Genomic DNA, 26442 nt, shown 5'->3' on the forward strand with positions numbered 1-26442 from the left:
ATGCATCAACTATTGTAACAACTGCGTAACAAGAAAAATGTCGTTTAGATGCTAAAATTGGCGGTAACGGCTATTCAAACAAGGGTTTATGCATGCTGAAAATGCGCCATCTGTTGCTAACGGCAACGCTGACAACAGCGGCGGTCGCCGCGCAGCCCACACCGCAATACGGTGAGGAGTTACAAGGTTTCAGCTGGCCTTATCCGTTACAGCACTTCAGTTTTAGCTCGCAAGCACAACAGCTACAGATGGGCTATATGGATGTTGCGCCATCAGGTAAGGCGAACGGTCACACGGTGGTGTTGATGCATGGCAAAAACTTTTGTGGTGCGACCTGGCAGCAGACGATTGCCGCACTGACCAAAGTCGGCTACCGGGTAATTGCGCCAGACCAGATCGGTTTCTGTAGTTCGACCAAACCGACCAGCTATCAGTACAGTTTTCAGCAGCTGGCGCAAAATACCCACGCGCTGCTGGCTCAGCTTAATGTCCCGAAAGCGATAATTATCGGCCACTCCACCGGCGGTATGCTGGCGACGCGTTACAGTCTGATGTATCCAAAAAGCGTCGAACAGCTGGTGCTGGTGAACCCGATTGGGCTGGAAGACTGGAAAGCGAAAGGGGTGCCATGGCGCAGTGTCGATCAGTGGTATCAGCGTGAACTAAAACTCAGCGCCGAAAGCATCAAGCAGTACGAGCTGAAAACCTATTATGTCGGCAAGTGGAAACCGGAGTATGACCAATGGGTCGAGATGTTGGCGGGGCTGAATAATGGCCCCGGTAAACAGCGGGTGGCATGGAACTCGGCGCTGATTTACGACATGATTTTTACCCAGCCGGTCTGGTATGAATTTAAAGATCTGCTGATGCCGACCACTCTGATGATTGGCACCGCAGACACTACCGCCATTGGCAGTGATATCGCGCCAGCCGAGGTTAAAGCGCGCATTGGTCACTACAATCTGTTGGGCAAAGAGGTGGCGGGAATGATTCCCCATGCGAAGCTGATCAGCTTCCCGGGGATGGGACATGCGCCTCAGATGGAAGATCCTGGGGCATTTCATCAGAAACTGATTGAGGCGTTAGCACACCCACCGCATAAAGAGTGGTTTTAGGCGCGCCCTGAATTTACTGGCGCGCCGGTACTATCAGGACATCACTTCATCCAGCAGAGTGTACATCGCCTGGAAGGCGCGCTGGCTGACTTTCGGATGATACATGCTGACGCCTGCGACATTGGCATGCGGATCGGTGAACGAGTGGACTGCGCCACCGAAGCTCAGCAGTTGCCAGTCGACGCCAGCTGCGGTCATCTCTGCCGCAAAGGCAGGTAATTGCTCACGCGGTACCAGCGGATCTTCTGCGCCATCCAGCACCAGCACGGAAGCGCTAATGTTTTTCGCGCCATCAGGGTCGGTGGTGTCCAGCGAGCCGTGGAATGACAGTGCCGCTTTCAATGCCGCGCCGCTGCGTGCCAGCTCCAGTACACAGTGTCCGCCAAAGCAGAAACCAAATGCGGCGACATTTTGCGGGTCGACCGGCGCATCAGTCTGCGCGATCAGCGTATCCAGCGCTGCCTGCATGCGTGCACGTTCCTGCGGCTGATCTTTTACCGCCATCATCGCCGCACCCGCCTGTTCGCCATTGGTCGGCCGTACATCTGTGCCGTACAGGTCGGCGATCAGTACCACGTAACCCTGTTCCACCACCTGTTTTACCAGCTCGACCGCGTTATCGCTGACGCCCATCCAGTTGGGTGCCATCACCAGACCCGGTTGTTTAGCCTGCTGGCCGCGCTGATAGACCAGACGCCCCTGTAGCGCGTCCCCCTGCGCCTGGTAGTCGATGCTTTTAACTTCAATATTACTCATAACGGCCTCTTATTGCGGGCGATGGTTGTGGAATTCTGACTGCCGGTGATTTTAAACCGCAGGGCAGAGAACAACACCTTGATATTGTTATTAAGATCGTTAATTTGTTATCAGGCGTGTCGTCAGGTATGACGATGCAAGGCAGCAGAGCGGGGAGGCCTGGCGGCGCTTCCCGCTCCCGGTGAGATCAGCCAATCCGATTAGCGGGATAATGATGTCTGATATTTTCAGCGAAAAATTGCCCCTTTGACTCGGCAGCCATCAGCAGATGGAATACCGTCAACGGAACCTGCTGGTAACGATAAATATCACGCTGTTGAAATTCAATTTCCAGCAGCTTATTTTCCATATCATAGGCAACAGTATGAATTTTAGATGAATTAACACTACGTCGTTTCATTGATAGCCCCTCCTGGCAACCCGACCTGGTTATCCTGTGACGTCAGGGTGCTGAATGTCATAAAGTTGGTCAAATTTTGCTCATTAATATTAGCTTATTTTTTCGCCATCAGATTTTTCCGGAAGCACTTTTTTGGCTGTGCTAAGCTGGAATGGCAAAATAATGCGTAAATTCAGAGAGAAAACATCGGCAGCGGAGAATAAAAATCATGTCCATCAAATCACTGGCAGCCTGTCTGCTGGTTTTCAGCGCATTTCCTGCTCACAGCGACAGCGAATTTCAGATAACCTGCCCGGGGCGCGCCACCATGACCATCTCGCGCGCGCAGTATGGTCTGACGACGGCAATGTGGCCGAATCATCACTTTCAGGTGGCTGCCGGTAAACAGCGTTCGCAAATCAACGGTGGCGATAACGTCACCATCACCCGTTTTCGCAATGGCGACCAGCTGATCGTTGATAAAAGTTCCGGTGAAACCTTTTTTGCTTTTAATGGCAGTAGTGAATTAGTGTCATGTTCACGTACCCGCGATCGCCAGACTGATGCGATTTCGCTGGAGCGTTATGATGGATCGGTGCAGAACCACTCCTGACGGCATTCTGGTCAGGCGCGGTATCACAGGGCACACATTTGAGCTATTTCAGCCTCTTAAGGAGAAGCAATATGCAACTAACGATTACCGCCACACCCAGTCAGCAAGATTTGGATGAAGTGAAAGCCGGGCTGATTAGCTTTAATGCGCAATATATCAATATCGATGAAATTAAGCCGATTGCGCTGTTTTTTACCGATGATAACGGCAAGAAACTCGCAGGCTTAACTGGCTCGACGGCGGGAAACTGGTTGCGAATTGATATGTTGTGGGTCAGCGACACGTTGCGCGGGCAGGGAGTGGGTGGTCAGCTGATTGCGGCCGCAGAGCAGGAAGCGCGTGCGCGTGGATGTTGCTATGCCCAGGTCGATACCGCCAGTTTTCAGGCGCGTCCGTTCTATGAAAAGCAGGGCTACCAGCTGTGCTTTTCCCTCGACAACTATCCGCGTGTGCATCAGCGCCACTATCTGACCAAGTCGCTTAAGGTCTGAGGCGAGCAGATATTGTCCTCCAGGCACTGTTTATGCCATCAGGACGGGAGCCGAAAATGGCTCCTCTGTGGAATTCCAGCAACCTGCCAATTACCCACTTGGGCCGTCGCGCACATCCAGTGGCGACCGCTCCGCCTCGTTAATCGCCTGTTGCCACTGCTCCGCGTTGACTTCCTGCCATGACAGATGTCCACGGGTGCTGCTCATCAGTACCACATCCGGCTGTAATGTCCGGTAGCGCGCCAGCGTGTTGTGCAGATCATTCAGATTGCTTTCCGCCACAATTAACGTCCTCCAGCCGCTCTGATCCTGAGTCAGAGTATCGCCGACAAACAAATAACGTTTGCCCCACGGCGAGTGGTAGAAATAGCTACAGCTGCCGGGCGTATGGCCAGGTGAGGGCAGGATATGAAAATCACCGAAGTGACTTTCCTGCGCCATAAAAGTGGCATCCGGTTCTACCACCCGACTGACCGGCCCGAGGGAGCGCGCATGGCAATAAAGCGGATTGTTAAAGCGCTGCTGAATGGCCAGCGCGCCGGGTGCCGCTTCATGCCAGTGGGTCAGATAGTGCCGCATCACGCCGCCGAGATCGGCTAACGCGTTATGGTCTTGCGGATGCTCAACGCGTGAAATCAGCAAGTTGCCGCGCGGATGGCGCAGCATAAAGCCGTGCATCATCAGTTCGGGCTGTTGTTCTGCCGCCGGAAATTCCGGGGTCGAAATCCACAGATCTTCGTAAAGCGGCTTCATCGTGTTTTTTCCTGATGGTGTGAACGGCTTATCGCAGCGTCGGATGTCCGCTGAGAGTCAACTGGCTGGTTCCGCCACTGACCTGTACTGTTGCCCGCGCACCCAGCGGTAGCGTCACGGTATTATAGTCGTGACCAAAATCCAGCCCGGTGATCACCGGCAGACCGGTCAGCTGACAAATGCCGTTCCAGACGCTGGAAAAATCAAAGCCCTGGTCATATTCGCTGAGTGTTGCTCCGGTAAAACTGCCGGTAATAATCGCGCGCTGACGGGCGAGAATACCGCTCTGATGCAGTTGCAACAGCATACGCTCGGTGCGGAACGGATGTTCATTAACGTCCTCGATCACCAGAATGCCGTCGTCAAACTGGGGCAGCCACGGTGTGCCCACCAGCGAAGCAATCATTGCCAGGTTACCGCCCCAGAGTGTACCGCTGGCGTGGCAATCCGGCGTGTCGGTGGTCCAGTCAATCGTGAACTGTGGCGTAGTGATCGCCTGCCAGAAATGGCGTTCGGTGAATGGGGATAATGTCTCTGCACCGAAATTACCAGCCAGCATCGGGCCGCTAAAGCTGATCAATCCGCAGCGGCTTAACAGCGCCAGTTGCAGCGCGGTAAAATCGCTGTGGCCACAGATAGCCAGCGGTTGTCCGCTCAGGCGCTGTTTTAACGCCGGGTAATTGACCTTATCCAGCAAACGACTGACGCCATAACCGCCGCGTACTGCCAGCACAATATCGGGAAGCTCGTGCAGGCTGGCGAGGTCATTAATATCATTCAGCCGTTGCTGATCATCACCCGCAAAGCGCTGAAAGCGGCGCTCAATCACCGCGCTGTTTTCAATCTGATGCCCCTGGGCGCGGAGGCGTTCGATACCCAGTCGGGCAGCCGCCTGATTCTGACAATAGCCGCTGGGCGCAACCAGACGAAGGGTGCGAGACGTTGCAGACATCATGTTCGGTTATCTCCCTTTACGCGATCATTTATCACCAGTGGTGCAAAAATTAACGGCATGCTTTGAATTATTTGCCACACTTTGCTGTCAAATTCAGCTGATGATGACGAAAAGCGGGCGTGAAGTCACCACTGACCACTGTTTTCAAAGCAATTCAGATAAACGGCAATATTTAATACCAGGTCAGTCAGTATGATTGAGCGCGATTAAGTGGCTCCGAGGAAGAGAATAGCGTGAAAACCCGATCGCTGATTTTATGTGCACTGTTACTGGCGGGATGCGCCGGTGAAAAACCGCAGCATGCGCCTGCGGAGCGACAAACACCGTTAACCAAAGCCCCGCCGCAAAAAGTTTCTCAGGCCTGGTCAATGTTTACGGAAAACGCCGCCAGCCACTATGGCGTTGATGAGCGGCTGATTACTGCCATTATCAGCGTCGAATCTGGCGGCAATCCAACGGTGGTCAGCCGTTCGAATGCCGTGGGTTTAATGCAGATTAAAGCCTCTACTGCCGGGCGCGAAGTGTACCGTGCTCAGGGGCGACACGGTCAACCCAGCGGTTCAGAGCTGCGCGATCCGGCGAAAAATATCGACATTGGCACTGCCTATTTGCGGATTTTACAGTCGAAACAGCTGGCAGGGATCCGCGACCCCGAGACCCTGCGCTATGCCACGATCGTCTCTTACGCCAATGGTGCCGGTGCGCTGTTGCGGACCTTCTCTTCCGATCGTCAGCGCGCGATTGCGATGATCAACGATCTGACGCCGCAGGAGTTTTATCAGCACGTGCATGACAAGCACCCGGCAGCCCAGGCGCCGCGCTACCTGTGGAAAGTCACCACTGCATACCGCACCATTTAAACTGGCGGGTCGTCACGGCATTGCCAGCGACGACCCACTTTTCCACGCGGCAGGGCTGCCGGATGCCCCCTGAAACTCATTTGATGCGTAAAAAATAAACCGATCGCAGAAGTGTGATCGACGCAAAAGTTCGATATTTTGTAATCGATTACTTTAGTTTTCACTCTAATGTAATCGATTACTTTAATGGCGAGGATTCTATGGTATCGACCACGCAACGCTCAGATAAACCGGCTGTACCGCAGCGGATGCTGATTCCGCGCCTGTCATTGATGATGTTTATGCAGTTTTTTATTTGGGGCAGTTGGTCTGTCACTCTCGGGCTGGTGATGACGCAGCACAATATGGCGCTACTGATAGGCGATGCGTTCTCGGCCGGGCCCATCGCGTCGATATTATCTCCGTTTGTACTCGGCATGCTGGTGGATCGTTTTTTCCCGTCGCAGAGGGTGCTGGCGCTGATGCACCTGGCAGGAGCGGTGATTTTGTGGTTCGTGCCGCAGGCGCTGATCGCTGAAAACGGCACACTGCTTATTGCCTTACTGTTTGGTTATACGCTTTGCTATATGCCGACGCTGGCATTGACCAATAATATTGCGTTCCACAGCCTGGCCAGCAGCGACAAAAGTTTTCCTGTGGTGCGTGTATTTGGCACCATTGGCTGGATCGTGGCGGGCATTTTTATCGGCGTCGCCGGTATTTCCGCCAGCGTGTCGATCTTTACGGTGGCCGCCATCTGCTCGGTGGCGCTGGCGGTCTACAGCCTGACACTGCCACAGACGCCTGCACCGGCTAAAGGGCTGCCATTTACATTGCGCGACCTGTTGTGTGCCGATGCCTTCGCGCTGCTGAAAACCCGCCATTTCTTTATCTTTGCCCTGTGTGCCACGCTTATTTCCATTCCGCTCGGCACTTATTATGCCTTTACCGCCTCGTGGCTGGCGGATGCAGGTATTGAAAATGTCAGCACCGTGATGTCGCTCGGTCAGATGTCAGAAATCTTCTTTATGCTGGTGATCCCGCTGTTGTTCCGCCGTCTTGGTGTCAAATACATGCTGTTTATTGGCATGTGCGCCTGGTTCGTGCGTTACGCGCTGTTTGCCCTGGGAATGAACGATGAAACCCGCACGCTGATCTATCTTGGCATCCTGCTGCATGGCGTCTGTTATGACTTCTTCTTTGTGGTGGGATTTATCTACACCGACCGTATTGCCGGTGAAAAAGTAAAAGGGCAGGCGCAGAGCATGGTGGTGATGTTTACTTATGGCATCGGCATGTTGCTCGGCTCGCAGATTTCCGGCGCGCTGTATAACAATCTGGTCGCCGGTCAGGTCTCAGCGGCAAACTGGGCGCTGTTCTGGTGGATCCCGGCGGTTGCGGCTGCGGCGATCGCCATTATTTTCCTCTTCTCGTTCAAATATCGGGACTAAGAGGGTTTCTTTGTTGGAGGTGGATATGAAAACATTAAAAGGTCCGGGCATTTTTTTATCGCAGTTTATTCGTCATCAGGCACCGTATAACTCGCTGGAAGGGCTGGCGAAGTGGGCATCAGGTCTGGGTTATCAGGCGTTACAGATCCCCTGTAATCACCCGGCAATATTCGATCTGGAAAAAGCGGCAGCCAGTCAGACTTATTGTGATGAAGTGAGCGGACTGCTGGCAAACTATGGCCTGATGGTGAGCGAGCTGTCGACGCATCTGGAAGGGCAACTGATTGCGGTGCATCCGGCGCATGATGTGGCATTCGACAGCTTTGCACCCGCTGCGGTACGCGGCAACAACGCCCGTCGTACCGAATGGGCCATCGATACGGTGAAGCGTGCGGCGGTGGCATCGGCGAAACTTGGCCTCCGCGCACATGCGACCTTTTCCGGCTCCCTCGCCTGGCCTTACCTCTATCCATGGCCGCCACACAATGCGCAATTGCTGAATGAAGCGTTTGCCGAACTGGCACGTCGCTGGCTGCCGGTGCTGGATGAGTTTGACCGCCAGGGGGTGGATGTCTGTTACGAAATACATCCGGGTGAAGATCTGCATGATGGTGTGACATTTGAACGCTTTCTGGCGTCAGTGAATCAGCATCCGCGCTGCAATATTTTGTTCGATCCCAGTCATCTCCATCTGCAACATATTGATTATTTGCAGTTTATTGATATCTATCATTCGCGTATTAAAGCCTTTCACGTTAAGGATGCGGAATATCTGCCTAACGGACGCAGCGGCGTGTATGGCGGCTATCAGCGTTGGATTGATCGGGCCGGGCGCTTCCGCTCGCCGGGTGACGGGCAGATCGATTTCAGGGGGATTTTCAGCAAGCTGGCCCAATACGACTATGACGGCTGGGCGGTACTGGAGTGGGAATGCTGCCTGAAAGACGCCGACAGCGGCGCGCGTGAAGGAGCCGAATTTATTCAGCGCCATATTATTCCGGTCGCCGATCGGGCCTTTGATGACTTTGCGGCCAGGGACGTTGGCTCAGCCAGCGTGCGGGCGCTACTGGGGCTAAACCAGATCGACTGATATATTTATGGTAGCCTGTCTGCCATCAGTTTGCTTGCAGGAAGTGTGTTCCTCATGTCCATTCAAAAAATCGCCCGTCTGGCGGGCGTGTCTGTTGCTACGGTTTCACGGGTGCTGAATAACAGTGATTCAGTGAAAGAAAAAAATCGCACCAAAGTCCTGCAGGCCATCAGCGAAAGTAACTACCAGCCGAATCTGTTAGCACGTCAGTTACGCACCGCTCGCAGTTCGATGATCCTCGTGATGGTTTCTGATATTTCTAACCCGTTTTGCGCCGAAGTGGTCAAGGGCATTGAGGAGCAGGCCGAGCAAAACGGCTACCGTATATTGTTGTGCAATTCAGGTTCTGACATCGAACGCTCGCGCTCCAGCCTGCAATTGCTGGCTGGTAAAATGGTCGATGGCATCATTACTATGGATGCCTTCAGCAAGTTGCCCGAACTGACGCAGCTGATTGGCGTCACTCCCTGGGTTCAGTGTGCGGAATATGCTGATGCCGGTGATATCTCTTGTGTCGGAATCAGCGATATCGAGGCTTCACAACAGGTGGTGCGTTACCTGGCGGGCAAGGGGCACCGACGGATTGCGTTAATTAACCACGATCTTAGCTACAAATACGCCCGGTTGCGCCAGCAAGGTTATCTGCAGCAGTTGCAGAGCAGTCAGCTGGAGTGGCAGGCGGTCACTTACGCCAGTGAGTTAAGTTTCAGCGCCGGAAAACGCGCGATGGCAACATTACTGGCTGGCGAACAGCGGCCTGACGCGGTGTTTGCGGTGTCGGATACGCTGGCTGCTGGCGCCATGTCGGCAATTTTTCAGCGCGGATTACGGGTGCCGCAGGATATCGCGGTGGCCGGTTTTGATGGCAGCGAGTTAGCGGAAATGGTGTCGCCACCGTTAACCACTATCGCCCAGCCTTCGCGAGATATTGGCCGTAAAGCCTTTACGCTGCTGCTGCAAAAGATCGACAAACCGCAATCGCCCGCCGAACGTATCATGATGGACTGGCAGTTGGTTGTGCGTGCCAGTGCCTGATTGCTGAATTATGGCTCGCTGCGCGGCTTATCAATATGCCCCAGTTCCCGTTCAGGGAAACACTGTGAGCGAACTCGTCGCTTAATCTCAGCCGCATCCGGAAAACCGCCCATGGTTTTCCGATCCCAAATCAGCTGATCATCAACGGTTATCTGATAAATCCCGCCGGTAGCCGGGATTAATGTCACCTGCGCCAGATCGGTACTGAAAGTACTTAACAGTTCCTGCGACATCCACGCGGCACGTAACAGCCAGTTGCATTGTGAACAATAGGTAATCGTCACCACGGGCAGAGTTTTCATCATTAACATCCTGATTTTGACATTTATCTGAATTACGAAACGGTCAGTTTGCCCGATCGTCGCGGGCTTATCAGCTTTTTCATTTCTGCCATCAACAGTTGAGGGTTTTCCATCATTAAAGCGATACCGAAGTGACCTGACGGTTGCCTATAGTGAGGTCAGGATCACTCAGGAGAACTCAGATGAAGGCAGTCGCTGTACAACTCGGGGTCAGCCCGTTGTGCTGGACCAATGATGTGCTGGAAGATTTAGGGGGCGATATTCCGCTGGAAACCTGCCTGCAACAGGCGGCGCAGGCGGGCTATCGCGGCATTGAGCTGGGACGTAAATTTCCCCGTCGGGCAGCTGAGCTTGCGCCGCTGTTATCCACCGCCGGATTACAACTGGCATCGGGCTGGCACAGCGGTTTTCTCGCCGATCGCAGTGTCGATGAGGAAGTTGAGGCGGTGCGCGAGCACGCCGATTTGCTGCATCAGCTTGGTGCAAAAGTGATGGTATATGGCGAATGCGGTCAGCTGCCAGGGGCGACGCCGCTCGATGAGCCGCTGTCGTTGTCACCACGGCTAAGCGCTGTCGATCTGGCAAGTTATGCCGCCAAAGTGAATGCCTTTGCCGATATTTTACTGCGTGATTATGATCTGAAGCTGGCCTATCACCACCATCTGATGATGCTGGTGGAACATGACGATGAGCTGGACAGTTTCTTGCAGCATACCAGCCATAACGTCGGTCTGGTGCTGGATTCCGGCCACGGCTATGCCGCAGGCGTGAATATTGCCGCCGTGTTGAAAAAATATGCTCAGCGCATTGTGCATATCCATCTGAAAGATGTTCGCCCGGCGATCCTCGAACGCATTCAAACCGAAGATTTGAGCTTTAACGACGCGGTACGCGCCGGATTATTTACCGTGCCCGGTGAGGGCTGCATTGATTACCGTCCGCTGATTGAGTTTGTCCGCCACTCAGGCTATCAGGGCTGGCTGATTGTTGAGGCCGAACAGGATCCGGATACTGCGCCGCCGCTAGCCACCGCCACCCGCGCCGCACGCTGGGTCAGTCAGCAATTCGGCGTCAGCCTTGCCGTGGAGACCGCATCATGCGTAACACACTGAATATCGGCCTGATTGGTTCGGGTTTTATGGGACAGGCACATGCCGATGCCTATCGTCGCGCCGCGATGATCTGGCCCGATCTGCCGAAACGGCCGGTGCTGTATGCGGTCGCGGACCAGGATCAACCAATGGCCGACGCGTCGGCCACGCGCTTTGGCGCGCAAAAAGCCTATGGCGACTGGCGCGATCTGGTAAACGACAGCGACGTCGATGTGGTGGATATCACGTCGCCCAACCATCTGCATTTTGAGATGGCAATTGCGGCGATAAAGGCCGGCAAGCACGTTTACTGCGAAAAACCGCTGGCGGTCAATTCGCAGCAGGCGCGTGAGATGACCGAAGCGGCACGTCGCGCCGGAGTCAAAACCATGGTGGCGTTTAACAATATCAAAACGCCAGCGGCGCTGCTGGCGCGGCAGATAATTGAACGCGGTGATATCGGCACCCCGGTGCGCTTTCGCGGGACCTTTGACCAGGGGTTCTACAATGACCCTACGCTGCCCTGGTCATGGCGCTGTTCGAAAACCCTGGGGGGCAGCGGTGCGCTCGGCGATTTAGGCGCGCATACCCTGTCGGTCGCGCAGTTTCTGATGGGTGGCATCAGTGAAGTGACCGCCAGCGCCCAGACCTTTCTGCGTCAGCGGCCGGTCCCGCAGGTGGATGCCGGTTACGCCAGCCGCATTGATACCCATGCGGAGATGCGTGAAGTGGAAAACGACGATCAGGTGCAGTGCCTGGTGAACTTCCACAGCGGCGCGTCGGGGGTGATTGAGGCGTCGCGCATTGCTGCCGGGCGCATCTTTGGCGTGTTCTGGGAAGTCTCCGGGACGGAGGGCACCCTGTATATGGACGGCGAACGCTTTAATGAACTGCAACTCTATCGCTTTAGCGATGACAAACACGATCGCGGCTTTAAAACGCTGTATGCCGGTAGTCAGATCCCGGCTTATTCCGGCTTCTTTGGCTTTGATTTTGGCGGCGGTGGCCTCGGATACTTCGATATCAAAGTGATCGAAGTCCACGACCTGGTTCAGGGTATCTGTAGCGATCATGACTGTTATCCGAATTTTGCTTTTGGCCTGGAGAATCAGCAGATCCTGACGGCGATTGAACAGTCGATGGTGTCCCGCAGCTGGACGCCGGTGGCCGCTGACTAAATCCTCCATTATTTTCAGTAACAGGAGAAAGTATGTTTCCTTCTTCACTTCCGACTCCGCGTCTTCCGGCATCCGGCAGCATTCCAGCATTGCGCTGGGGGATTATCGGTCCCGGCTGGATTGCCGACCACTTTGCCCGGGCATTACGCCAGCAGACTTCTCAGCAGCTGGTGGCGGTCTCGTCCCGCAGTCAGCAAAAAGGCCAGGCGTTTGCCGAAAAATGGGATATTCTCCGGGTGTTTACTGATGTTGATCAGATGCTGGCGCTGCCCGATCTCGACGCGGTGTATATCGCCACGCCGCATAACCATCATTATCCGGATGGCCTGAAGGTACTGAAGGCCGGTAAACATACGCTGATTGAAAAACCGCTGGCGCTCAATGCCCGCGAGGCCACCGAGCTTCAGCAGCTGGCGCAACAGCAGGGCGTACTCTGTATGGAGGCGATGTGGTGCGATTTTACGCCTAAATATGCTGTGTTACGTCAACTGCTGGCAGACGGCGTTTTAGGGGATCTGCATACCCTGATTGCCGATCACGGCGAGTTTTTTACCCCCGATCATCGTATTTTTAATCAGGCGCTGGCAGGCGGCCCAATGCTCGATCTCGGCAGCTACCTGATTGGGCTGAGTGTTAATGTGGGCGGCGCGCCGGAGAACATTGTGGCGCACGGTCAGCCCGCGCCCGGTGGCGTGAATGGTCAGGCATCTATGCTGCTGACCCACGGCAACGGGATGCATTCGGTGCTCAACACCACCTTATTCAGCAATACGCCAGGCGGGGCGGTGATTGCCGGACGTGACGCGACTATCGTGATGGACGGACAGTTTTACGCGCCGGGCGCGTTTACCCTGACCTCAAGCCAGGGCGGCAAAGTACTACGCTGGGAAGAGCCGCTTAACCGCTATGCGCAGCTGAGTTATGAAGCTGAGCATTTTGCCTGGTGTGTCGGGCAAGGGCTGACGGACTCACCGGTGCGGCCGCTTGCCACCTCATTGCTGACGCTGTCGGTAATGGATGAGGTGCGCCGACAGATCGGTGTCGTATTTAACGAAGAACGCTGATGGCGACAGGGCGACAAATGTCGCCCTGACTGTTTTCAGCCAGTAATCTGCTCAACGGTACAGAATCGTTTTTCGGCCAGCGACTGCACCGCCGCTTCAGCAATCGCCTGCGCCTGTAACCCATCCAGCAAACCCGGCAGATCCGCTGTCAGCTCGCCGTTTAACTGGCGCACAAAGGCATCCAGATGCAGGTAATAACTCTCTTTCACCCGGCTGAACCAGTCCGGCCACAGGCCTGGCCGACGCTGCTGATTACCCTGCCATAGCGTGACGCCTTGCGGGCTTTGACTGCCGGATTCAGCCAATCCACGCGCACCCAGTACGCTGATGCGCTCATCATAGCCATAACCGGTTCGCCGGGTATTATCCAGCTGTGCCAGAGCGCCGCTGGCCATCTGCATAATCAATACTGAGGTATCCACATCGCCAAAGGCGCTAATTTCAGGCTGCGCCAGCGCGCTGCCCATCGCGCCGACGACAGTGACTTCATCTGCCGTCAGCCAGCGCAGCAGATCGAAAAAGTGGATGGCCTGATCGCGCATTTGTCCGCCAGAAGCCTGCAAATAACTGAGGGGCGGCATCTCTGATGAGCGGCAAACCATCTGAATCAGTTCTGCGCCCCCGATGTCGCCTCGTTGCAGATGCTGTTTTAGCTGCTGGTGGCTGGCATCAAAACGGCGATTAAAGCCGACGGTAACCGGCACAGAGAGCGGCAGCACTTGCGCCACTACCTGTCTGGCGCGCGTAAGAGAAAGATCGATTGGCTTCTCACAATAGATGGCTTTACCGGCGCGGGCGGCGGTCAGCAGCAGTTCAGCATGGGAAGGGGTGGAACTGGCAATCAGTACCGCATCAATGGTATCGCTGTTAATGGCGGCCGAAACCTCTGCGCATTTTGCGCCGTAGCGCTGCGCAACGGCTGCCGCCCGTGAGGGATCGCTGTCCGCCACCATCACCAGTTCAGTGTCAGGATGCATGGCCAGATTCTGTGCATGAACCTGACCGATAAAACCGCTGCCGAGCAGGGCAAATCTCTGTTTTGCTGCCATTTTTACTCCGGGGTTAAGCGTGAAATATCGCCGAATGTGCATTGCCAAAATACCTTTCCCCGATACACTTGATGAACGGTGTTTTGATGGAAATCCCTCAACGGAGCGCGACATGAAAAAAGTCACCCTGGAACAACTGGCGAAAACGGCGGGAGTGGGGGTGGCGACGGTTGATAGGGTGCTGAATGAGCGTGGCGGCGTTTCACCGCAAACCAGCCGTAAAGTACTGGAGGCGGCGCGCGATGCCGGGCTGAAGCGGATTCTGCCGGAGGAGCATCGTCATCCGTGGCAGCTTGAAGTGATACTGAGCGGCAATGACTCTTTCTTTTTTAAACAGCTGGCGCAGGACTTCAGTGAGGTGGCATCCGGCCACGGCTATCGCCGCCTGACGCTGCACCGTACCTTTATTCCCGAATCCCGTCCTGACAAGCTGGCGGCGCATATTGTCGCCTGTAGCGCCAGGCGCGACGGGCTGATCGTTTTTGCGCATGAATATCCGGCAATTTATGACGCGCTGGCGCTCTGCAAACAGCGTGGCGTGCCGGTAATCACCATCGTAACCGATTTGCCAGGCGTGGAAAGATTATGTCACGTGGGAATTAACCAGTTGCAGGCTGGCCGCACCGCGGGATGGTTGATGGGAAAAATGCTGCACACTGATGGCGAAGTGATTATGGTCAGCGGTCGCTTTGATTACAGCGCCCATCGCCAGCGCATTCAGGGATTTCGTGATGTGCTGCAACAAAGCTTCCCGCATATCCGGCTGCGCGAAGTGCTGGCCGGACAGGAGCGCCGCGACACCATCAGTAAATTGCTGGAGCAGCAACTGGCGCAGTCGGGTGAGGTGGCGGGCATTTATAATACCGGCCTCGGTAACAGTGAAATCAGCGAAGCGCTGGATCGCCATCGCCTTCTCGGTAAAAGCGTATTTATTACCCACGAACTGTATACCACCACCGAGGCGCTGCTGGCGAAAAATGCTGTCTCGCTGACCCTCGACCAGAACACCCGCCAGCACGCTCAACTGGCGATCACATTGATGCTCCGGCACCTCGACAGCGGCGCGCAGCCAGAAACCTACGCCGAGGGCAAAGTTGAATTTATGCTGTTCACCTGGGAGAACTACCGTTAACACCGCTTCTGGTAATGAATATTGTTATGTTATAACATAACAATATTATCCAGTAAGGAGTGTTTCCCATGTCAGAAGTTATCGCCGCCGACTCTCGGTTGCCCGTAACCGTACTCTCAGGTTTTCTGGGTGCCGGTAAAACCACGCTGTTAAATCATATTCTCAATAATCGTGAAGGTCGTCGGGTCGCGGTGATCGTGAATGATATGTCGGAGGTCAATATTGATGCGGCGCTGGTCAGGGAAGGGGGCGCAGAATTGTCCCGCACCGACGAAAAACTGATTGAGATGAGTAATGGCTGCATTTGCTGCACGTTACGCGAAGATTTGCTGCTGGAGGTCACCCGGCTGGCGCAGGAAGGCCGCTTTGATCAGCTGGTGATTGAATCCACCGGCATTTCGGAACCGCTGCCGGTGGCAGAAACCTTCACCTTTGAGGATGAACAGGGGATTAGCCTCTCCAGCGTGGCGCGGCTCGATACCATGGTGACGGTAGTCGATGGCTGCAATTTCCTGAAAGATTATCAGTCGAATGAAAGCATCCGCGCGCGCGGCGAGTCACTGGGTGAAGCGGATCAGCGCACGGTGGTCGATCTGCTGATCGATCAGATTGAGTTTTGTGATGTGCTGGTACTGAATAAAATCGATTTAATCGATGTTGAGCAGCGCGAGCAGCTGATGGCGATCCTGCATAGTCTGAACCCGCGGGCGAAAATTGAATTCGCGCAATTCGGTAAAGTGGCGTTGAATAAATTGCTGAATACCGGGCTATTTGACTTTGATGCTGCCGCTCAGGCGCCGGGCTGGCTGAAAGAGTTACGGGGTGAACATACGCCGGAAACCGAAGAGTACGGCATCAGTCACTTTGTGTTTCGCGCCCGTCGGCCGTTTCATCCGCAGCGTTTCTGGCAGCTGGTCGCCGGCGATTTGCCCGGTGTGGTGCGCTCGAAAGGCTATTTCTGGCTGGCAACTCGCCCCGCTTTTGCCGGGTCATGGTCACAAGCCGGTGGCGTATCGCGGCAGGGAATGGCGGGGGTATGGTGGGCTTCTGTGCCGCGCGAGCGCTGGCCGCAGGATGCCGACACGCGCCAGTTTATTGCGGAAAACTGGGTCGATGGCGTCGGCGATGCGCGTCAGGAGCTGGTGTTTATTGGCATCGATATGGATGAAGACGGGCTGCGGCATAAGCTCGGCGCGGCTCTGCTGAGTGATAAGGAGATGGCACTGGGGCCGCATGGCTGGACGCTCTTTGACGATCCGGTTCCGGAGTGGACTGAACACTAAAAGGGTGAGTTTAGTCAGGCGGCTAGCGTAAATGAAGGTAGCCGCCGGTTTAGCCCCTGGCTTATTCAGCAAAGCGTCTGGCCTTATCACGCGCCAGCCTTTCCAGAGAGAAGATCACCTGCTGCAACTGTCGTTCCTGAGCGGCATTCAGTGCCACAAAACGAAAACTCAGCCGTGGCGTCACCACCGTTTCATTTTTACTGCTGACGGTGGTGCGTTCGCCGATATGCAGCAGCTGAGCATCGACGGTAAACTGACCGTATTCTCCCAGCTCCACCTGCAAATTTTGCAGAATATCACCGCTGTTCAGTGTTGGCGGTAACGGGCCATCCGGCAGTACGCCAATGCCCCCGAGCGACACATCCTGTAGGCGAAAACGGGCGCGGGAGCCATCTGGCCACTGACTCTGGCAGAAGAACGCCGGTTCCAGCGGCGCATTCACCCGGAAAAATTCGCGGCGCTGAATCAGCCACAGTAGCTGCGGCAGCGGGGCAGAAAATGCCGGTAAGCCCTCATATTCCACGGCATCCAGCGCGTCAAGGGCAAACTCCACTTTGGCACCCTGGGTTTCGGCACAAATATGCAGATCCTGTGACTGCAATGCCAGCTGATTATCATAGGCATTACTGCCGTAATCGAGCATCAGCTGTTGCTGATTAACCAACAGGATGCGGCTGATAAACTGACCGCGTGCACTGACGATTCGCACCGGGGTCTGATGTTTTTCCAGATCACGCAGTACCCCCAGCACCGCCAGTGTGCCGTGTTTACGGTACTGCTCTTTATCTTCCTCTTTCACATCCTGCTCCGGTGCGGTTGCAATCTCGTTGCTGATAACGGTACAGGGGTCAGTATCGGCGTCAGAGCGGCGGACTTTACATTTATTCGCTGAGTATCTGTCTTTTTTTCATCAAAGTTTGGATTCAAATCACAGAGTTAGAAATCTCGCCTATACTTGTTAACAGAAAAGGCCTTCGGCCATCTGCGAGCGTATTAACAGGAGAGTATGATGTTTTCAAAACGTGAAGCCGGTAAAAAACTTGAGCAGGTTCAGGAACGCTCACGCGAAGCAGGTAGCGAACTGTGTGATGAGCTGAAAAGCGCAGCCAGCGACTCCTGTGATTATTTGAAAAAGAATCCCTGGGCTGGCGTAGGCATTGGTGCTGCGCTGGGTCTGGTTGTTGGTGTATTAATTAGCAAAAAATAAGGAGCAGGAAATGGGAATTCTTTCATGGATCATTTTTGGTCTGATCGCCGGTATCATTGCGAAATGGATTATGCCAGGTAAAGACGGTGGCGGTTTTATTATCACTATCGTGTTGGGTATTATCGGTGCCGTAGTCGGCGGTTGGATCAGTACCTTCTTCGGCTTTGGTAAAGTCGATGGCTTTAACTTCGGCAGCTTTGTGGTGGCGGTGATCGGTGCCATTGTGGTGCTGTTTATCTACCGTAAAGTCAGAAGTTAAGCACCAGACACATTAAAAAGGGAGACTTTACGTCTCCCTTTTTTGTGACCGTAATCCAGGTATCAGAAGTCGTAACCGACAGTGGCAACGATGGTACGCTCAGCGCCTTTGTAGCAGAAGCCTGTACCATAACAGGCGGCAATGTACTCGCGGTCGGTCAGGTTATTGGCATTAACCTGCACAAACGCCCCTTTCAGCTGACTGTTCCAGGCACCCAAATCGGCACGCACGGAAGCATCAAACAGCGTGACGGATGGCAGACGAGTGGTGTTTTCATTGTCTGCCCACTGTTTGCCCAGATGACGCACTCCGGCACCGACGCTCAGACCATAATCAAACTGATAATGTGCCCAGGCGGTAGCGATTTGGTTTGGCGTCAGGTATGGCGTATGACCATCGTTATTATCCGGCGTCTCTTTATAGCGCACATGGTTCAGCGTGTAGCCGGCAATGGTGCTCAGACGCGGCGTGATTTGGTTACGCGCTTCCAGTTCCAGACCTTGTGAGTGCACTTTACCGGCCGGCACGTTAATCGCATTGACCACGTCGCGGCTGGAGACATCTTTCTGCGTCAGATCATAAACAGCAATCGAGTACATATCGGATGTACCCACTGGCTGATATTTCACCCCAGCCTCATACTGCTCGGCGGTGCTGGGTTTCAGCAGATTATTATCCGGGCCGGTCAGTGAGCTTGGGGTGATCGCCTGGCTGTAGCTGACATAAGGTGAAATACCGTTGTCGAAGGCATAGAGTACCGAAGCACGGCCACTGACGTGGTCGTCGGAGCGACGGCGCGAGTCACCGGACGTATCGTTATCCTGTTTCGCCACAATGCGATCGTAACGACCAGACAAATCAACATGCCACTTATCCAGTTTCATCTGATCCTGCAAGTAGATGCCGGTCTGGTAGTAGCGACGGGTCAGGTCATCATCGGTGTAGAAGTTCAGGGCAGTGCCACCTGAAACACCGGTAAAGGCATTCAGGTTAGTGGCCGTCGCGCCGCCATCCCACAGGTCGTTTTTATACTGATGATACTCAGCACCGAGCATCACTTTATGTTCCACCGCGCCGGTAGCAAAATCGGCTTCCAGCTGGTTATCAATCGCCACCGCATCCAGCGAAGAACGGGTGCCGGAATAGTAGCGGGTTAACTCATCACTGGTCGGGCTGACCCAGCCAGCCTGATAAACCTGGTCAAGCTTGACGTTAGAGTGGGTATAACTGGCATTCGAGCGGAATGCCCAGGTTTCATTAAAGCGATGGGCAAACTCATAGCTGTAGATCTGCTCGGTACGTTTGTATTGATCGAGTGAGCTTTCACCTTCGTAGAAGCTGCGGCTAAGTTTTTTACCGTTATGTTCGCTGGTGGTGCCATCAAGCGGCACCGAGCCGTGATAACCGCCGGAAGGGTCTTTTTGCAGATAAGCGCGCAACAACAGAGAGGTATCTTCATCCGGCTGCCATAACAGTGATGGCGAGATCGCATAGCGCTCTTCACGGGTATGATCGTACTGAGTATCACTGGTGCGGGTCATACCGGTCAGACGAAATGCCCATTGATCGTTAATCGCATTGGTGTAGTCAAACGCACCGCCTTTGGTATTTTGCGTACCGGCAGACAGGCGGAAATGGCCCTGTTCAGCGAACTGCGGACGTTTTGACGTCATATTCACCAGGCCACCCGGTACGGTCTGACCATAAAGGGCAGAAGAAGGGCCTTTGATAATATCGATGCGCTCAAGGAACCAGGGATCAACTTGCAGCACGTTGTGGCTGCCGCCGTCACTCATAACACGCAGTCCGTCCAGGAAGGTGTTGTCAGTATCACCGCCGTGGAAGCCACGCAGAGAAACGGTATCGAAGCGTGAAGCGGCACCGGCAAAGTTGGTAAACACCCCCGGCGTATAGTTCAGCGCCTGATTCAGGTTGGTGGCACCCTGATCTTCGATCTGCTGGCGGGTCACCACGGAAATGGATTGTCCGGTGGTAATCAGCGGCTCATCAGTTTTTGTGGCACCGGTACTGTTTTTAACGGTGTAACCTGAAGTCGGTGACTGGGCGGTTTCGGCTGGCTGTGTAGTGACGACCATGGTCTCTTCAGCGAAAGAGAGTGCTGGCGCGGCAAGTGCAAGTGAACAAAGCAGAGCAGAACGCTTTAAGGTAAAAGCCATTCTCATTCTAAATATCCCATAGTTTCATTGTAATTAAGCCGGCGTTTCCGAGAGGAATTCCAGCTTGAGCGCACCGACAATGCAATTGACATACATTGTCATAATTCTAATGATAATTATTATCTTTCTCGATTGCGGTTTCAAGCATTGATTATGCTGATATATTCACACAAAGCGATCGGGGTATTAACATTTCTGAGCAGGAAACAGACGGCGCAAGGGCCGTCTGACAAGCGGTTAACTCTCAAGGTCGCGCAGATGGTCGTCGGGGCGCAAAGTGAGAATCGCCAGTAAGCTGATTAATGAAATGATCACCACATACCAGGCCGGGATATTAATATTGCCGGTTTGCTTTATCAGGGCGGTAATAATCAGTCCGGCGCAACCGGAAAACACTGCATTGGAGAGCGAGTAGGCCAGCCCTAATCCGGTATAGCGTACCCGGGTCGGAAACATCTCTGCCAGCATCGCCGGTCCCGGCCCGGCCAGCAAGCCCACCACCGCACCGGCCAGCATCACGGCCGCAGCCTTCCACCACAGTGACGCCTCTGGCTGTTGCAGTATTGCCAGCAGCGGGAAAGTAAAAATAATTACCGCGCCAATCGCCAGCAGCATAATGCGGCGGCGGCCATAACGGTCACTGAGACGACCCGCCGGTAAAATGGTCAGCGCGAAGCCAATATTTCCCAATACTGTTGCCACCAGTGCCTGCTGAAAGCTGGCATGCAGTGCGGTTTGCAGCCATGACGGCATCACCACCAGGAAGGTATAACCGGCGGCGGACCAGCCCATCATGCGGCCAATACCCAGCGCAATGGCTTTCACCACCCCGGAAAGCGGCGCGGGTTGCCGATGTTGCTGCGTCTGCTTAAAACTTGGGGTTTCATCCAGCTGCAAACGCAGCCACAGCGCCACCAGACCCATCGGCAAAGCCAGCAGAAACGGCACGCGCCAGCCCCAGCTGTGCAGTTGTTCGCTGGTCAGTAACATACCGAGTAACGCCACCACCCCGGCACCGGCCAGTAAACCGAGCGCCACGGTAAAAGATTGCCAGGCGCCATAGCTACCGCGTTTGCCACGCGGCGCAAATTCGGTCATCAGCGCCACCGCGCCGCCAAATTCACCGCCAGCAAACAGCCCCTGCAACATACGCAAAAGTGTTAGCAGCAATGGAGCGGCCACACCCAGCGTGGCATAAGTCGGCATCAGCCCGATGGCTGCGGTGGCCAGCGTCATCATAATCAGCACCGCGATCAGCGTCGGTTTACGCCCGATGCGGTCGCCAATGCGGCCAAACAGAATTGCCCCCAGCGGACGACAGAAAAAGGCGAGGGCAAAGGCAGCATAAGTCAGGATCAGGCTGGTGATCTCGCTTTCACCCTCAAGGCGAAAGAAATTCGCGGCAATCACCGTGGCCAGAAAGCCGTAAACGCCAAATTCATACCATTCAATAAAGTTACCGACCGAACCGGCCACTAATGCACGGCGACTGGCTGAGCGAGTGATTTGTGATTGCATGATGGCTCCGGGCCAGTCAACGGGAGCCGTTTTCGGCTCCCGTTGTGAGGATATGCAGTGTTTAAAGTGAAAAATCCTTATTGGGTTTTACTGATATCGCCAACATTATTACAGGTGACATCTTTCGGACAGTACATATCCATCAGTTTCAGCGTGACGCCGTTGGTCCAGCCAAAGCCATCCTGCAACGGATATTCACCGCCGCCACCGCCGCCCAGACCGGCGCCTTCCACGACATACTTCTCAACCAGCTTATGCTCTCTATCATAGGTCGCCTGCACATTTTTCAGAAAGCGCATGCCGATATCTTTCGCCAGCGTCTGCTTACCGTAATGATTCAGACCCTCAACGGCGACCCACTGCAACGGTGCCCAGCCATTAGGTGCATCCCACTGCTGGCCGTTATTGACGTTAGTGGTGACCAGTCCGCCCTCTTTAACCAGCTGCTTCTGTACCGCCTCGGCGGTGCGGCTGGCTTTATCCTTGCTGGCGACTTGCAGATACAGCGGGAACAGCGTGGCGGCGGTCAGTTGCTTACGCACGCTGTTTTTCTGCCAGTCGTAGTCGGCATACCAGCCGTCCTGCTCATCCCACAGGTAACGGTTAATTGCCTCCTGACGCTTTTTCGCCAGATCGCCAAAGCGCTGACTGGCGTCATCCTGCTTCGCCACTTTGCTGGCGTGGGCGAGGGTGGTTTCCAGATGGAACAGCAGCGCATTGAGATCGACCGGCACGATGCGGGTAGTATGGATGGTCGAGAGATCGTCGGGCTTATCAAACCAGCGCGAGCTGAAATCCCAACCGGAAGCGGCACCGGCACGCAGATCGCGATACAGCTCAGCTTTATTACGTTCCGGCGATTTTTGCGCGGTGGCGATATCATCCATATACGATTCGGTGCGCGGTACATCACGGGCATCCCAGTAACGGTTCAGGATCGTGCCATCTTTCAGCTTGACCACGCGCTTGCTGGCGTCACCGGGTTTTACCGTTTCAGCATCCGCCATCCAGTAATTCCACTCCTTCTGCAACTGCGGCAGGTACTTGCTGTACACCTCCTCGCCGCCGTGCTTCGCCAGCAGATCCACCATCAGACTAAAGAACGGCGGCTGTGAACGGCTAAGGTAATAACTGCGGTTACCGTTAGGAATATGACCATATTTATCCAGTTCCGCGGCGAAGTTATCCACCATATCCTGCACCCGATCCCAGTGACCGCTCTCGGCAAGCCCCAGCATGGTGAAGTAACTGTCCCAGTAATAAACTTCGCGGAAACGTCCACCCGGCACCACATACGGCTTCGGCAGTGGCAGCAGCGAATCATATTGATTCACTTTATCGGTGGTGCGCGTCAGCACCGGCCACAGCCCGTTGATATGCTCACGCAGACTCTGGCCTTCCGGTGGCACGTACTTTTCACCTTCGGTCGGCAGGATAAAATTACTGTTTACAAAGTGGCGCAGATCGAAATTGCGCTGGCCTTTTTGCATCTGCCAGTCAGCGAGAATTGAAGTAGGATCAGATTTCGGTACCGCATCAGCAAAGGTTTTCTGATCGGGGAAGAATTTTGCCGACTGTATGGCATGATACAGCGGACCAAGGCGCACATCGGGCGGCTGCGGTGCGCTGGTTAACATCCGCTGATCCTCTTCAGCGTGCGCAGGCAGAGTGATTCCCGCCAGCGCGCCGGTAAACATTAGCGGCAGCAGCAGTGCCCCTTTCCATTGAGGGTTATCAATTCGTCTCATCATCGGCAGTTCTCCTTGTCCAGACCCGACATGGTCTGTAAGTAATTGACCATTCGAAAAACTTTAGACGAAATTTCGCTAAGTGTTGGAATGCAGGCCGCGAATTGTGAGGTGGCTAATGGTTTTAACGTCATGAGGCGGCGCGGTGACTGACATCAGATTGACATGCTGGTGTCACAAAACTGACAGGGTTTTGTCGCAAACTCGCTCTCTGAAAACCTTAGTTAACTTTTTCTCATGGAGAGATGGCAAGATGTCACACAAAAAACTATTCACCCTGTCTGTTATCGCAACGCTGTTTTCCGCCAGTTGCTATGCCGATATCGCCGCTTACAGCCGCGCAGCGCAGGGCGATCTGACTCAGCCCGGCGGCGCGCGCCGTCTGACCAGCGATCAGACCGACGCGTTAAAAGCCTCATTAACCCATACCACCGCGAAAAACGTGATTCTGCTGATTGGCGATGGTATGGGTGACTCCGAAATCACCGCCGCGCGTAACTATGCCGAAGGTGCCGGCGGCTTCTTTAAAGGCATCGATGCGCTGCCGCTGACCGGACAATACACCCACTACGCGCTGGATAAGAAAACCCATAAACCTGACTATGTTACCGATTCTGCCGCTTCGGCCACCGCCTGGAGTACCGGAGTGAAATCCTATAATGGGGCAATTGGCGTTGACGTTAACGGCAAAGATCATCCGACGATTATGGAGCTTGCCAAAGCGGCGGGCAAAGCCACCGGCAACGTCTCCACCGCAGAATTGCAGGACGCCACCCCGGCGGCGCAGATTGCTCATGTCACTTCACGCAAATGTTACGGCCCGGAAAAAACCACTGAATTGTGCGCCAGCAATGCGCTGGAACGAGGCGGTAAAGGGTCGATTGCCGAGCAGCTGTTAAATACCCGCGTTGACGTCACGCTGGGCGGCGGCGGAAAAACCTTTAGCGAAACGGCGAAGGCCGGTGAGTGGCAGGGGAAAACCCTGGAAGAACAGGCAAAACTGCGTGGCTATCAGTGGGTCAGAGATCTTGACGGCATGAATGCGATCGGCGAAGCGAATCAGGATAAACCGGTACTGGGCCTGTTTGCACCAGGCAATATGCCGGTGCGCTGGAAAGGGCCAAAGGCCAGCTATCACGGCAACCTGAAAGGCAATGCTGTCACTTGTGAGGTCAACGCAGAGCGCCCGGCCTCGACCCCAACACTGGCGCAGATGACCGATAAGGCCATCGAATTGCTGAGCAAAAATCAAAATGGCTTCTTCCTGCAGGTGGAAGGGGCATCCATCGATAAACAGGATCATGCGGCTAATCCCTGCGGACAGATTGGTGAAACGGTTGATCTGGATGAAGCGGTACAGAAGGCACTGGCGTTTGCGCGTAAGGACGGCAATACGCTGGTGATCGTGACCGCCGATCATGCGCATTCCAGTCAGATTATTGCCAATAACAGTAAGGCACCCGGTCTGACGCAGACGCTGAATACCAAAGAGGGGGGCCTGATGACCATCAGTTACGGTAATTCGGAAGAGGACTCTCAGGGGCATACCGGCACCCAGTTGCGTATCGCCGCGTATGGTCCGCATGCTGCCAATGTGGTTGGCCTGACTGACCAGACCGATCTGTTCTATACCATGCGGGCGGCGATGGGGATTAAATAGCCGTAATGATCGATAGCGGTGCCGCACTCTGCCAAATGCCCGAACTGACGTTCGGGCATTTGCGGTTTAATGTGGAGATTACGTTGTGCAGTGAGCCGAATACGGCAATCCGCTGGAGAAATTATGGCGACAAACTGGATCTGGCAACAGAAAGACTGGCCTCGCTTTCACTGGCAGAAAGAACAGATCTTACCTCGTTTACGCCTGGTTCAGCGTAATCTCGGCCTATTGCCGGGCATCAGAGGATCTGAATAAATCCCTGTTCATCTATACCTTCAAATGTGATAGGCGTCAGGGGAAACGCCCTAAGACCTTTAAACTTTATCTCACCTTCTGCGCATAATCTGCGCAGCAAAAACTATGGAATATCAAAACTGATGAGGTTCTTTTCAATACCTGCGCAGGCATCATCAGTTCCAGACCCCGTACCAATTCGTCACCCGCTTCCCAGATACGGCCCATCATTATGCAAATGACGGAAACAGTCAGCTAATCTTTACGATGACGGTAGCTGAATTTCACCGCTAACGTTCAGGCGCTGGCAGGCCGCTTATCCGCTCTCTCTGCGCGGAGAGAAAAACAAAAAAGCCCGAACCTAAGTTCGGGCTTTTTCTCAGAATATGGCGGTGAGGGAGGGATTCGAACCCTCGATACGTTGCCGTATACACACTTTCCAGGCGTGCTCCTTCAGCCACTCGGACACCTCACCATATTGTTGTCGGCAAGTGACTTGTCGACGGCGGCTAATGTAGGGATTTCCTGCCGCGCCGTCAACGAACTTTGTTCATCGGCTGGTGCGTTTAGACAGTTTTTCAGCATTTTGCTGGCAAATTGGCCGAAAGGTGGAAAAAACACAACTAATCACATTTTCCATCCTGCATCATGAGGCAGTAATGCGCATAATAATGCGCTTATTCTGGCAAGAAAATCACAGAGGTTAGTTTGAATCACGTAACAAAGGCGCAGCCACACGGCGTTCCCGCCGGTTCTGGTGCACTCTTCTTTATTCAGATCTTCGCCACACTCGGCTTCGCTGTGCTCTATTCGACGCTGGTGCTGTATGCCACTAAACGTCTTGGCTTTAGCGATGCTCAGGCCAATACCATGATGGGCGTGTTTGGCGCATTTAACTATGGCCTGCATTTGTTCGGCGGCTACCTTGGTGGCCGCTTCCTCAGTAACCGCAATCTGTTTGTCCTTGGGATGGTGTTGCAGGTGGCGGGATGTTGGGTGCTCTCCGGACAGAGTGCCGAAGGGTTGTACTGGGGGCTGGCGATGTTCCTCACCGGTAGCGGCC

General features: G+C 54.4%; 26 protein-coding genes, 1 tRNA gene and 1 pseudogene. 17 read left to right on the forward strand and 11 right to left on the reverse strand.

The window, feature by feature from the left end:
- The first annotated feature begins 92 nt into the window (after positions 1-92).
- A complete protein-coding gene (locus NG42_RS03735) occupies positions 93-1115 on the forward strand; it encodes an alpha/beta fold hydrolase (protein WP_052897931.1) in 1023 nt (340 codons plus the stop codon).
- 33 nt (positions 1116-1148) lie between these two features.
- Here NG42_RS03735 and NG42_RS03740 read toward each other — a convergent pair whose 3' ends face one another.
- Positions 1149-1871 carry a dienelactone hydrolase family protein gene (locus NG42_RS03740; protein ID WP_052897932.1) on the reverse strand — a complete coding sequence of 241 codons (723 nt, stop codon included), beginning with the start codon at positions 1869-1871 and terminating at the stop codon, positions 1149-1151.
- 187 nt (positions 1872-2058) lie between these two features.
- Positions 2059-2271, reverse strand: a complete 213-nt coding sequence (locus NG42_RS03745; protein ID WP_052897933.1) for a KTSC domain-containing protein — start codon at positions 2269-2271, stop codon at positions 2059-2061.
- Positions 2272-2479: 208 nt separating this feature from the next.
- Here NG42_RS03745 and NG42_RS03750 point away from each other — a divergent pair, with 208 nt between their 5' ends.
- Both NG42_RS03750 and NG42_RS03755 read left to right on the forward strand, forming a co-directional pair.
- On the forward strand, positions 2480-2863 hold the full coding sequence (locus NG42_RS03750; RefSeq protein ID WP_052897934.1) for a hypothetical protein: 384 nt from the start codon (positions 2480-2482) through the stop codon (positions 2861-2863).
- A gap of 71 nt (positions 2864-2934) precedes the next feature.
- On the forward strand, positions 2935-3354 hold the full coding sequence (locus NG42_RS03755; RefSeq protein WP_052897935.1) for a GNAT family N-acetyltransferase: 420 nt from the start codon (positions 2935-2937) through the stop codon (positions 3352-3354).
- A gap of 90 nt (positions 3355-3444) precedes the next feature.
- Here NG42_RS03755 and NG42_RS03760 read toward each other — a convergent pair whose 3' ends face one another.
- Both NG42_RS03760 and ldcA read right to left on the reverse strand, forming a co-directional pair.
- Positions 3445-4107, reverse strand: coding sequence for an MBL fold metallo-hydrolase (locus NG42_RS03760; protein ID WP_052897936.1), 663 nt, complete (start codon positions 4105-4107; stop codon positions 3445-3447).
- Positions 4108-4135: 28 nt separating this feature from the next.
- Positions 4136-5059 (reverse strand): muramoyltetrapeptide carboxypeptidase, encoded by a 924-nt coding sequence (gene ldcA, locus NG42_RS03765; protein ID WP_052898021.1) that lies wholly within the window; start codon positions 5057-5059, stop codon positions 4136-4138.
- Positions 5060-5295: 236 nt separating this feature from the next.
- Here ldcA and emtA point away from each other — a divergent pair, with 236 nt between their 5' ends.
- The 4 genes from emtA (at position 5296) to NG42_RS03785 (ending at position 9477) form a co-directional block, all read left to right on the forward strand.
- Positions 5296-5922, forward strand: a complete 627-nt coding sequence (gene emtA, locus NG42_RS03770) for a membrane-bound lytic murein transglycosylase EmtA (RefSeq protein ID WP_082203825.1) — start codon at positions 5296-5298, stop codon at positions 5920-5922.
- 200 nt (positions 5923-6122) lie between these two features.
- Positions 6123-7352: an MFS transporter gene (locus NG42_RS03775; protein ID WP_052897937.1), complete on the forward strand. Its 1230-nt coding sequence runs from the start codon at positions 6123-6125 to the stop codon at positions 7350-7352.
- A 25-nt stretch (positions 7353-7377) separates the two neighbouring features.
- Positions 7378-8442: a sugar phosphate isomerase/epimerase family protein gene (locus tag NG42_RS03780; protein ID WP_052898023.1), complete on the forward strand. Its 1065-nt coding sequence runs from the start codon at positions 7378-7380 to the stop codon at positions 8440-8442.
- A 54-nt stretch (positions 8443-8496) separates the two neighbouring features.
- Positions 8497-9477, forward strand: coding sequence for a LacI family DNA-binding transcriptional regulator (locus NG42_RS03785; protein ID WP_052897938.1), 981 nt, complete (start codon positions 8497-8499; stop codon positions 9475-9477).
- A gap of 8 nt (positions 9478-9485) precedes the next feature.
- Here NG42_RS03785 and NG42_RS03790 read toward each other — a convergent pair whose 3' ends face one another.
- Positions 9486-9779, reverse strand: a complete 294-nt coding sequence (locus NG42_RS03790) for an Rdx family protein (RefSeq protein ID WP_052897939.1) — start codon at positions 9777-9779, stop codon at positions 9486-9488.
- A gap of 182 nt (positions 9780-9961) precedes the next feature.
- Between NG42_RS03790 and iolE the strand changes: the two genes are divergently transcribed.
- From iolE to NG42_RS03805, 3 genes are read left to right on the forward strand one after another with little or no spacing between them, the layout of a single operon-like run.
- Positions 9962-10891 carry a myo-inosose-2 dehydratase gene (iolE, locus tag NG42_RS03795; RefSeq protein ID WP_052897940.1) on the forward strand — a complete coding sequence of 310 codons (930 nt, stop codon included), beginning with the start codon at positions 9962-9964 and terminating at the stop codon, positions 10889-10891.
- Positions 10876-12048 (forward strand): Gfo/Idh/MocA family protein, encoded by a 1173-nt coding sequence (locus tag NG42_RS03800; RefSeq protein WP_052897941.1) that lies wholly within the window; start codon positions 10876-10878, stop codon positions 12046-12048. Before iolE ends, NG42_RS03800 begins: the two co-directional genes overlap by 16 nt.
- 32 nt (positions 12049-12080) lie before the next feature.
- Positions 12081-13112 (forward strand): Gfo/Idh/MocA family protein, encoded by a 1032-nt coding sequence (locus NG42_RS03805; protein ID WP_052897942.1) that lies wholly within the window; start codon positions 12081-12083, stop codon positions 13110-13112.
- A gap of 35 nt (positions 13113-13147) precedes the next feature.
- On the opposite strand, the gene NG42_RS03810 is transcribed toward NG42_RS03805, so the two are convergent.
- The gene (locus tag NG42_RS03810) at positions 13148-14161 is read right to left on the reverse strand and encodes a Gfo/Idh/MocA family oxidoreductase (RefSeq protein ID WP_052897943.1); all 1014 of its coding nucleotides are present in this window, start codon (positions 14159-14161) and stop codon (positions 13148-13150) included.
- 112 nt (positions 14162-14273) lie between these two features.
- Between NG42_RS03810 and NG42_RS03815 the strand changes: the two genes are divergently transcribed.
- Positions 14274-15293 (forward strand): LacI family DNA-binding transcriptional regulator, encoded by a 1020-nt coding sequence (locus NG42_RS03815; RefSeq protein WP_052897944.1) that lies wholly within the window; start codon positions 14274-14276, stop codon positions 15291-15293.
- 68 nt (positions 15294-15361) lie between these two features.
- Complete coding sequence (gene zigA, locus NG42_RS03820; protein ID WP_052897945.1) at positions 15362-16576, forward strand: zinc metallochaperone GTPase ZigA; 1215 nt, start codon at positions 15362-15364, stop codon at positions 16574-16576.
- A gap of 61 nt (positions 16577-16637) precedes the next feature.
- On the opposite strand, the gene NG42_RS03825 is transcribed toward zigA, so the two are convergent.
- Entirely contained in the window at positions 16638-17375 is a 738-nt protein-coding gene (locus NG42_RS03825) for a flagellar brake protein (protein ID WP_052897946.1), read from the reverse strand.
- Positions 17376-17582: 207 nt separating this feature from the next.
- Here NG42_RS03825 and NG42_RS03830 point away from each other — a divergent pair, with 207 nt between their 5' ends.
- Complete coding sequence (locus tag NG42_RS03830) at positions 17583-17783, forward strand: ElaB/YgaM/YqjD family protein (protein ID WP_241488295.1); 201 nt, start codon at positions 17583-17585, stop codon at positions 17781-17783.
- Positions 17784-17793: 10 nt separating this feature from the next.
- Complete coding sequence (locus NG42_RS03835; protein WP_052897948.1) at positions 17794-18042, forward strand: GlsB/YeaQ/YmgE family stress response membrane protein; 249 nt, start codon at positions 17794-17796, stop codon at positions 18040-18042.
- 62 nt (positions 18043-18104) lie between these two features.
- Here NG42_RS03835 and NG42_RS03840 read toward each other — a convergent pair whose 3' ends face one another.
- From NG42_RS03840 to treA, 3 genes are all read right to left on the reverse strand, one after another.
- Positions 18105-20225 carry a TonB-dependent siderophore receptor gene (locus tag NG42_RS03840; protein ID WP_052897949.1) on the reverse strand — a complete coding sequence of 707 codons (2121 nt, stop codon included), beginning with the start codon at positions 20223-20225 and terminating at the stop codon, positions 18105-18107.
- Between the two features lie 231 nt (positions 20226-20456).
- Positions 20457-21737, reverse strand: a complete 1281-nt coding sequence (locus NG42_RS03845) for an MFS transporter (protein WP_052897950.1) — start codon at positions 21735-21737, stop codon at positions 20457-20459.
- Between the two features lie 77 nt (positions 21738-21814).
- Positions 21815-23434 (reverse strand): alpha,alpha-trehalase TreA, encoded by a 1620-nt coding sequence (treA, locus tag NG42_RS03850; RefSeq protein WP_173581464.1) that lies wholly within the window; start codon positions 23432-23434, stop codon positions 21815-21817.
- Positions 23435-23738: 304 nt separating this feature from the next.
- Here treA and phoA point away from each other — a divergent pair, with 304 nt between their 5' ends.
- Both phoA and NG42_RS21830 read left to right on the forward strand, forming a co-directional pair.
- Positions 23739-25145 (forward strand): alkaline phosphatase, encoded by a 1407-nt coding sequence (phoA, locus tag NG42_RS03855; protein ID WP_052897951.1) that lies wholly within the window; start codon positions 23739-23741, stop codon positions 25143-25145.
- 123 nt (positions 25146-25268) lie between these two features.
- Positions 25269-25400: a DUF4172 domain-containing protein gene (locus NG42_RS21830; RefSeq protein WP_082203827.1), complete on the forward strand. Its 132-nt coding sequence runs from the start codon at positions 25269-25271 to the stop codon at positions 25398-25400.
- Positions 25401-25766: 366 nt separating this feature from the next.
- Here the strand turns inward: NG42_RS21830 and NG42_RS03860 are convergent.
- Positions 25767-25854: transfer RNA gene (locus NG42_RS03860), tRNA-Ser, on the reverse strand.
- A gap of 233 nt (positions 25855-26087) precedes the next feature.
- Between NG42_RS03860 and NG42_RS23285 the strand changes: the two are divergent.
- Positions 26088-26442 (forward strand): annotated as a pseudogene (locus NG42_RS23285) (MFS transporter); the annotation flags it as partial.

The sequence above is a fragment of the Winslowiella iniecta genome (genome assembly GCF_001267535.1).
GTDB lineage: Bacteria > Pseudomonadota > Gammaproteobacteria > Enterobacterales > Enterobacteriaceae > Erwinia > Erwinia iniecta.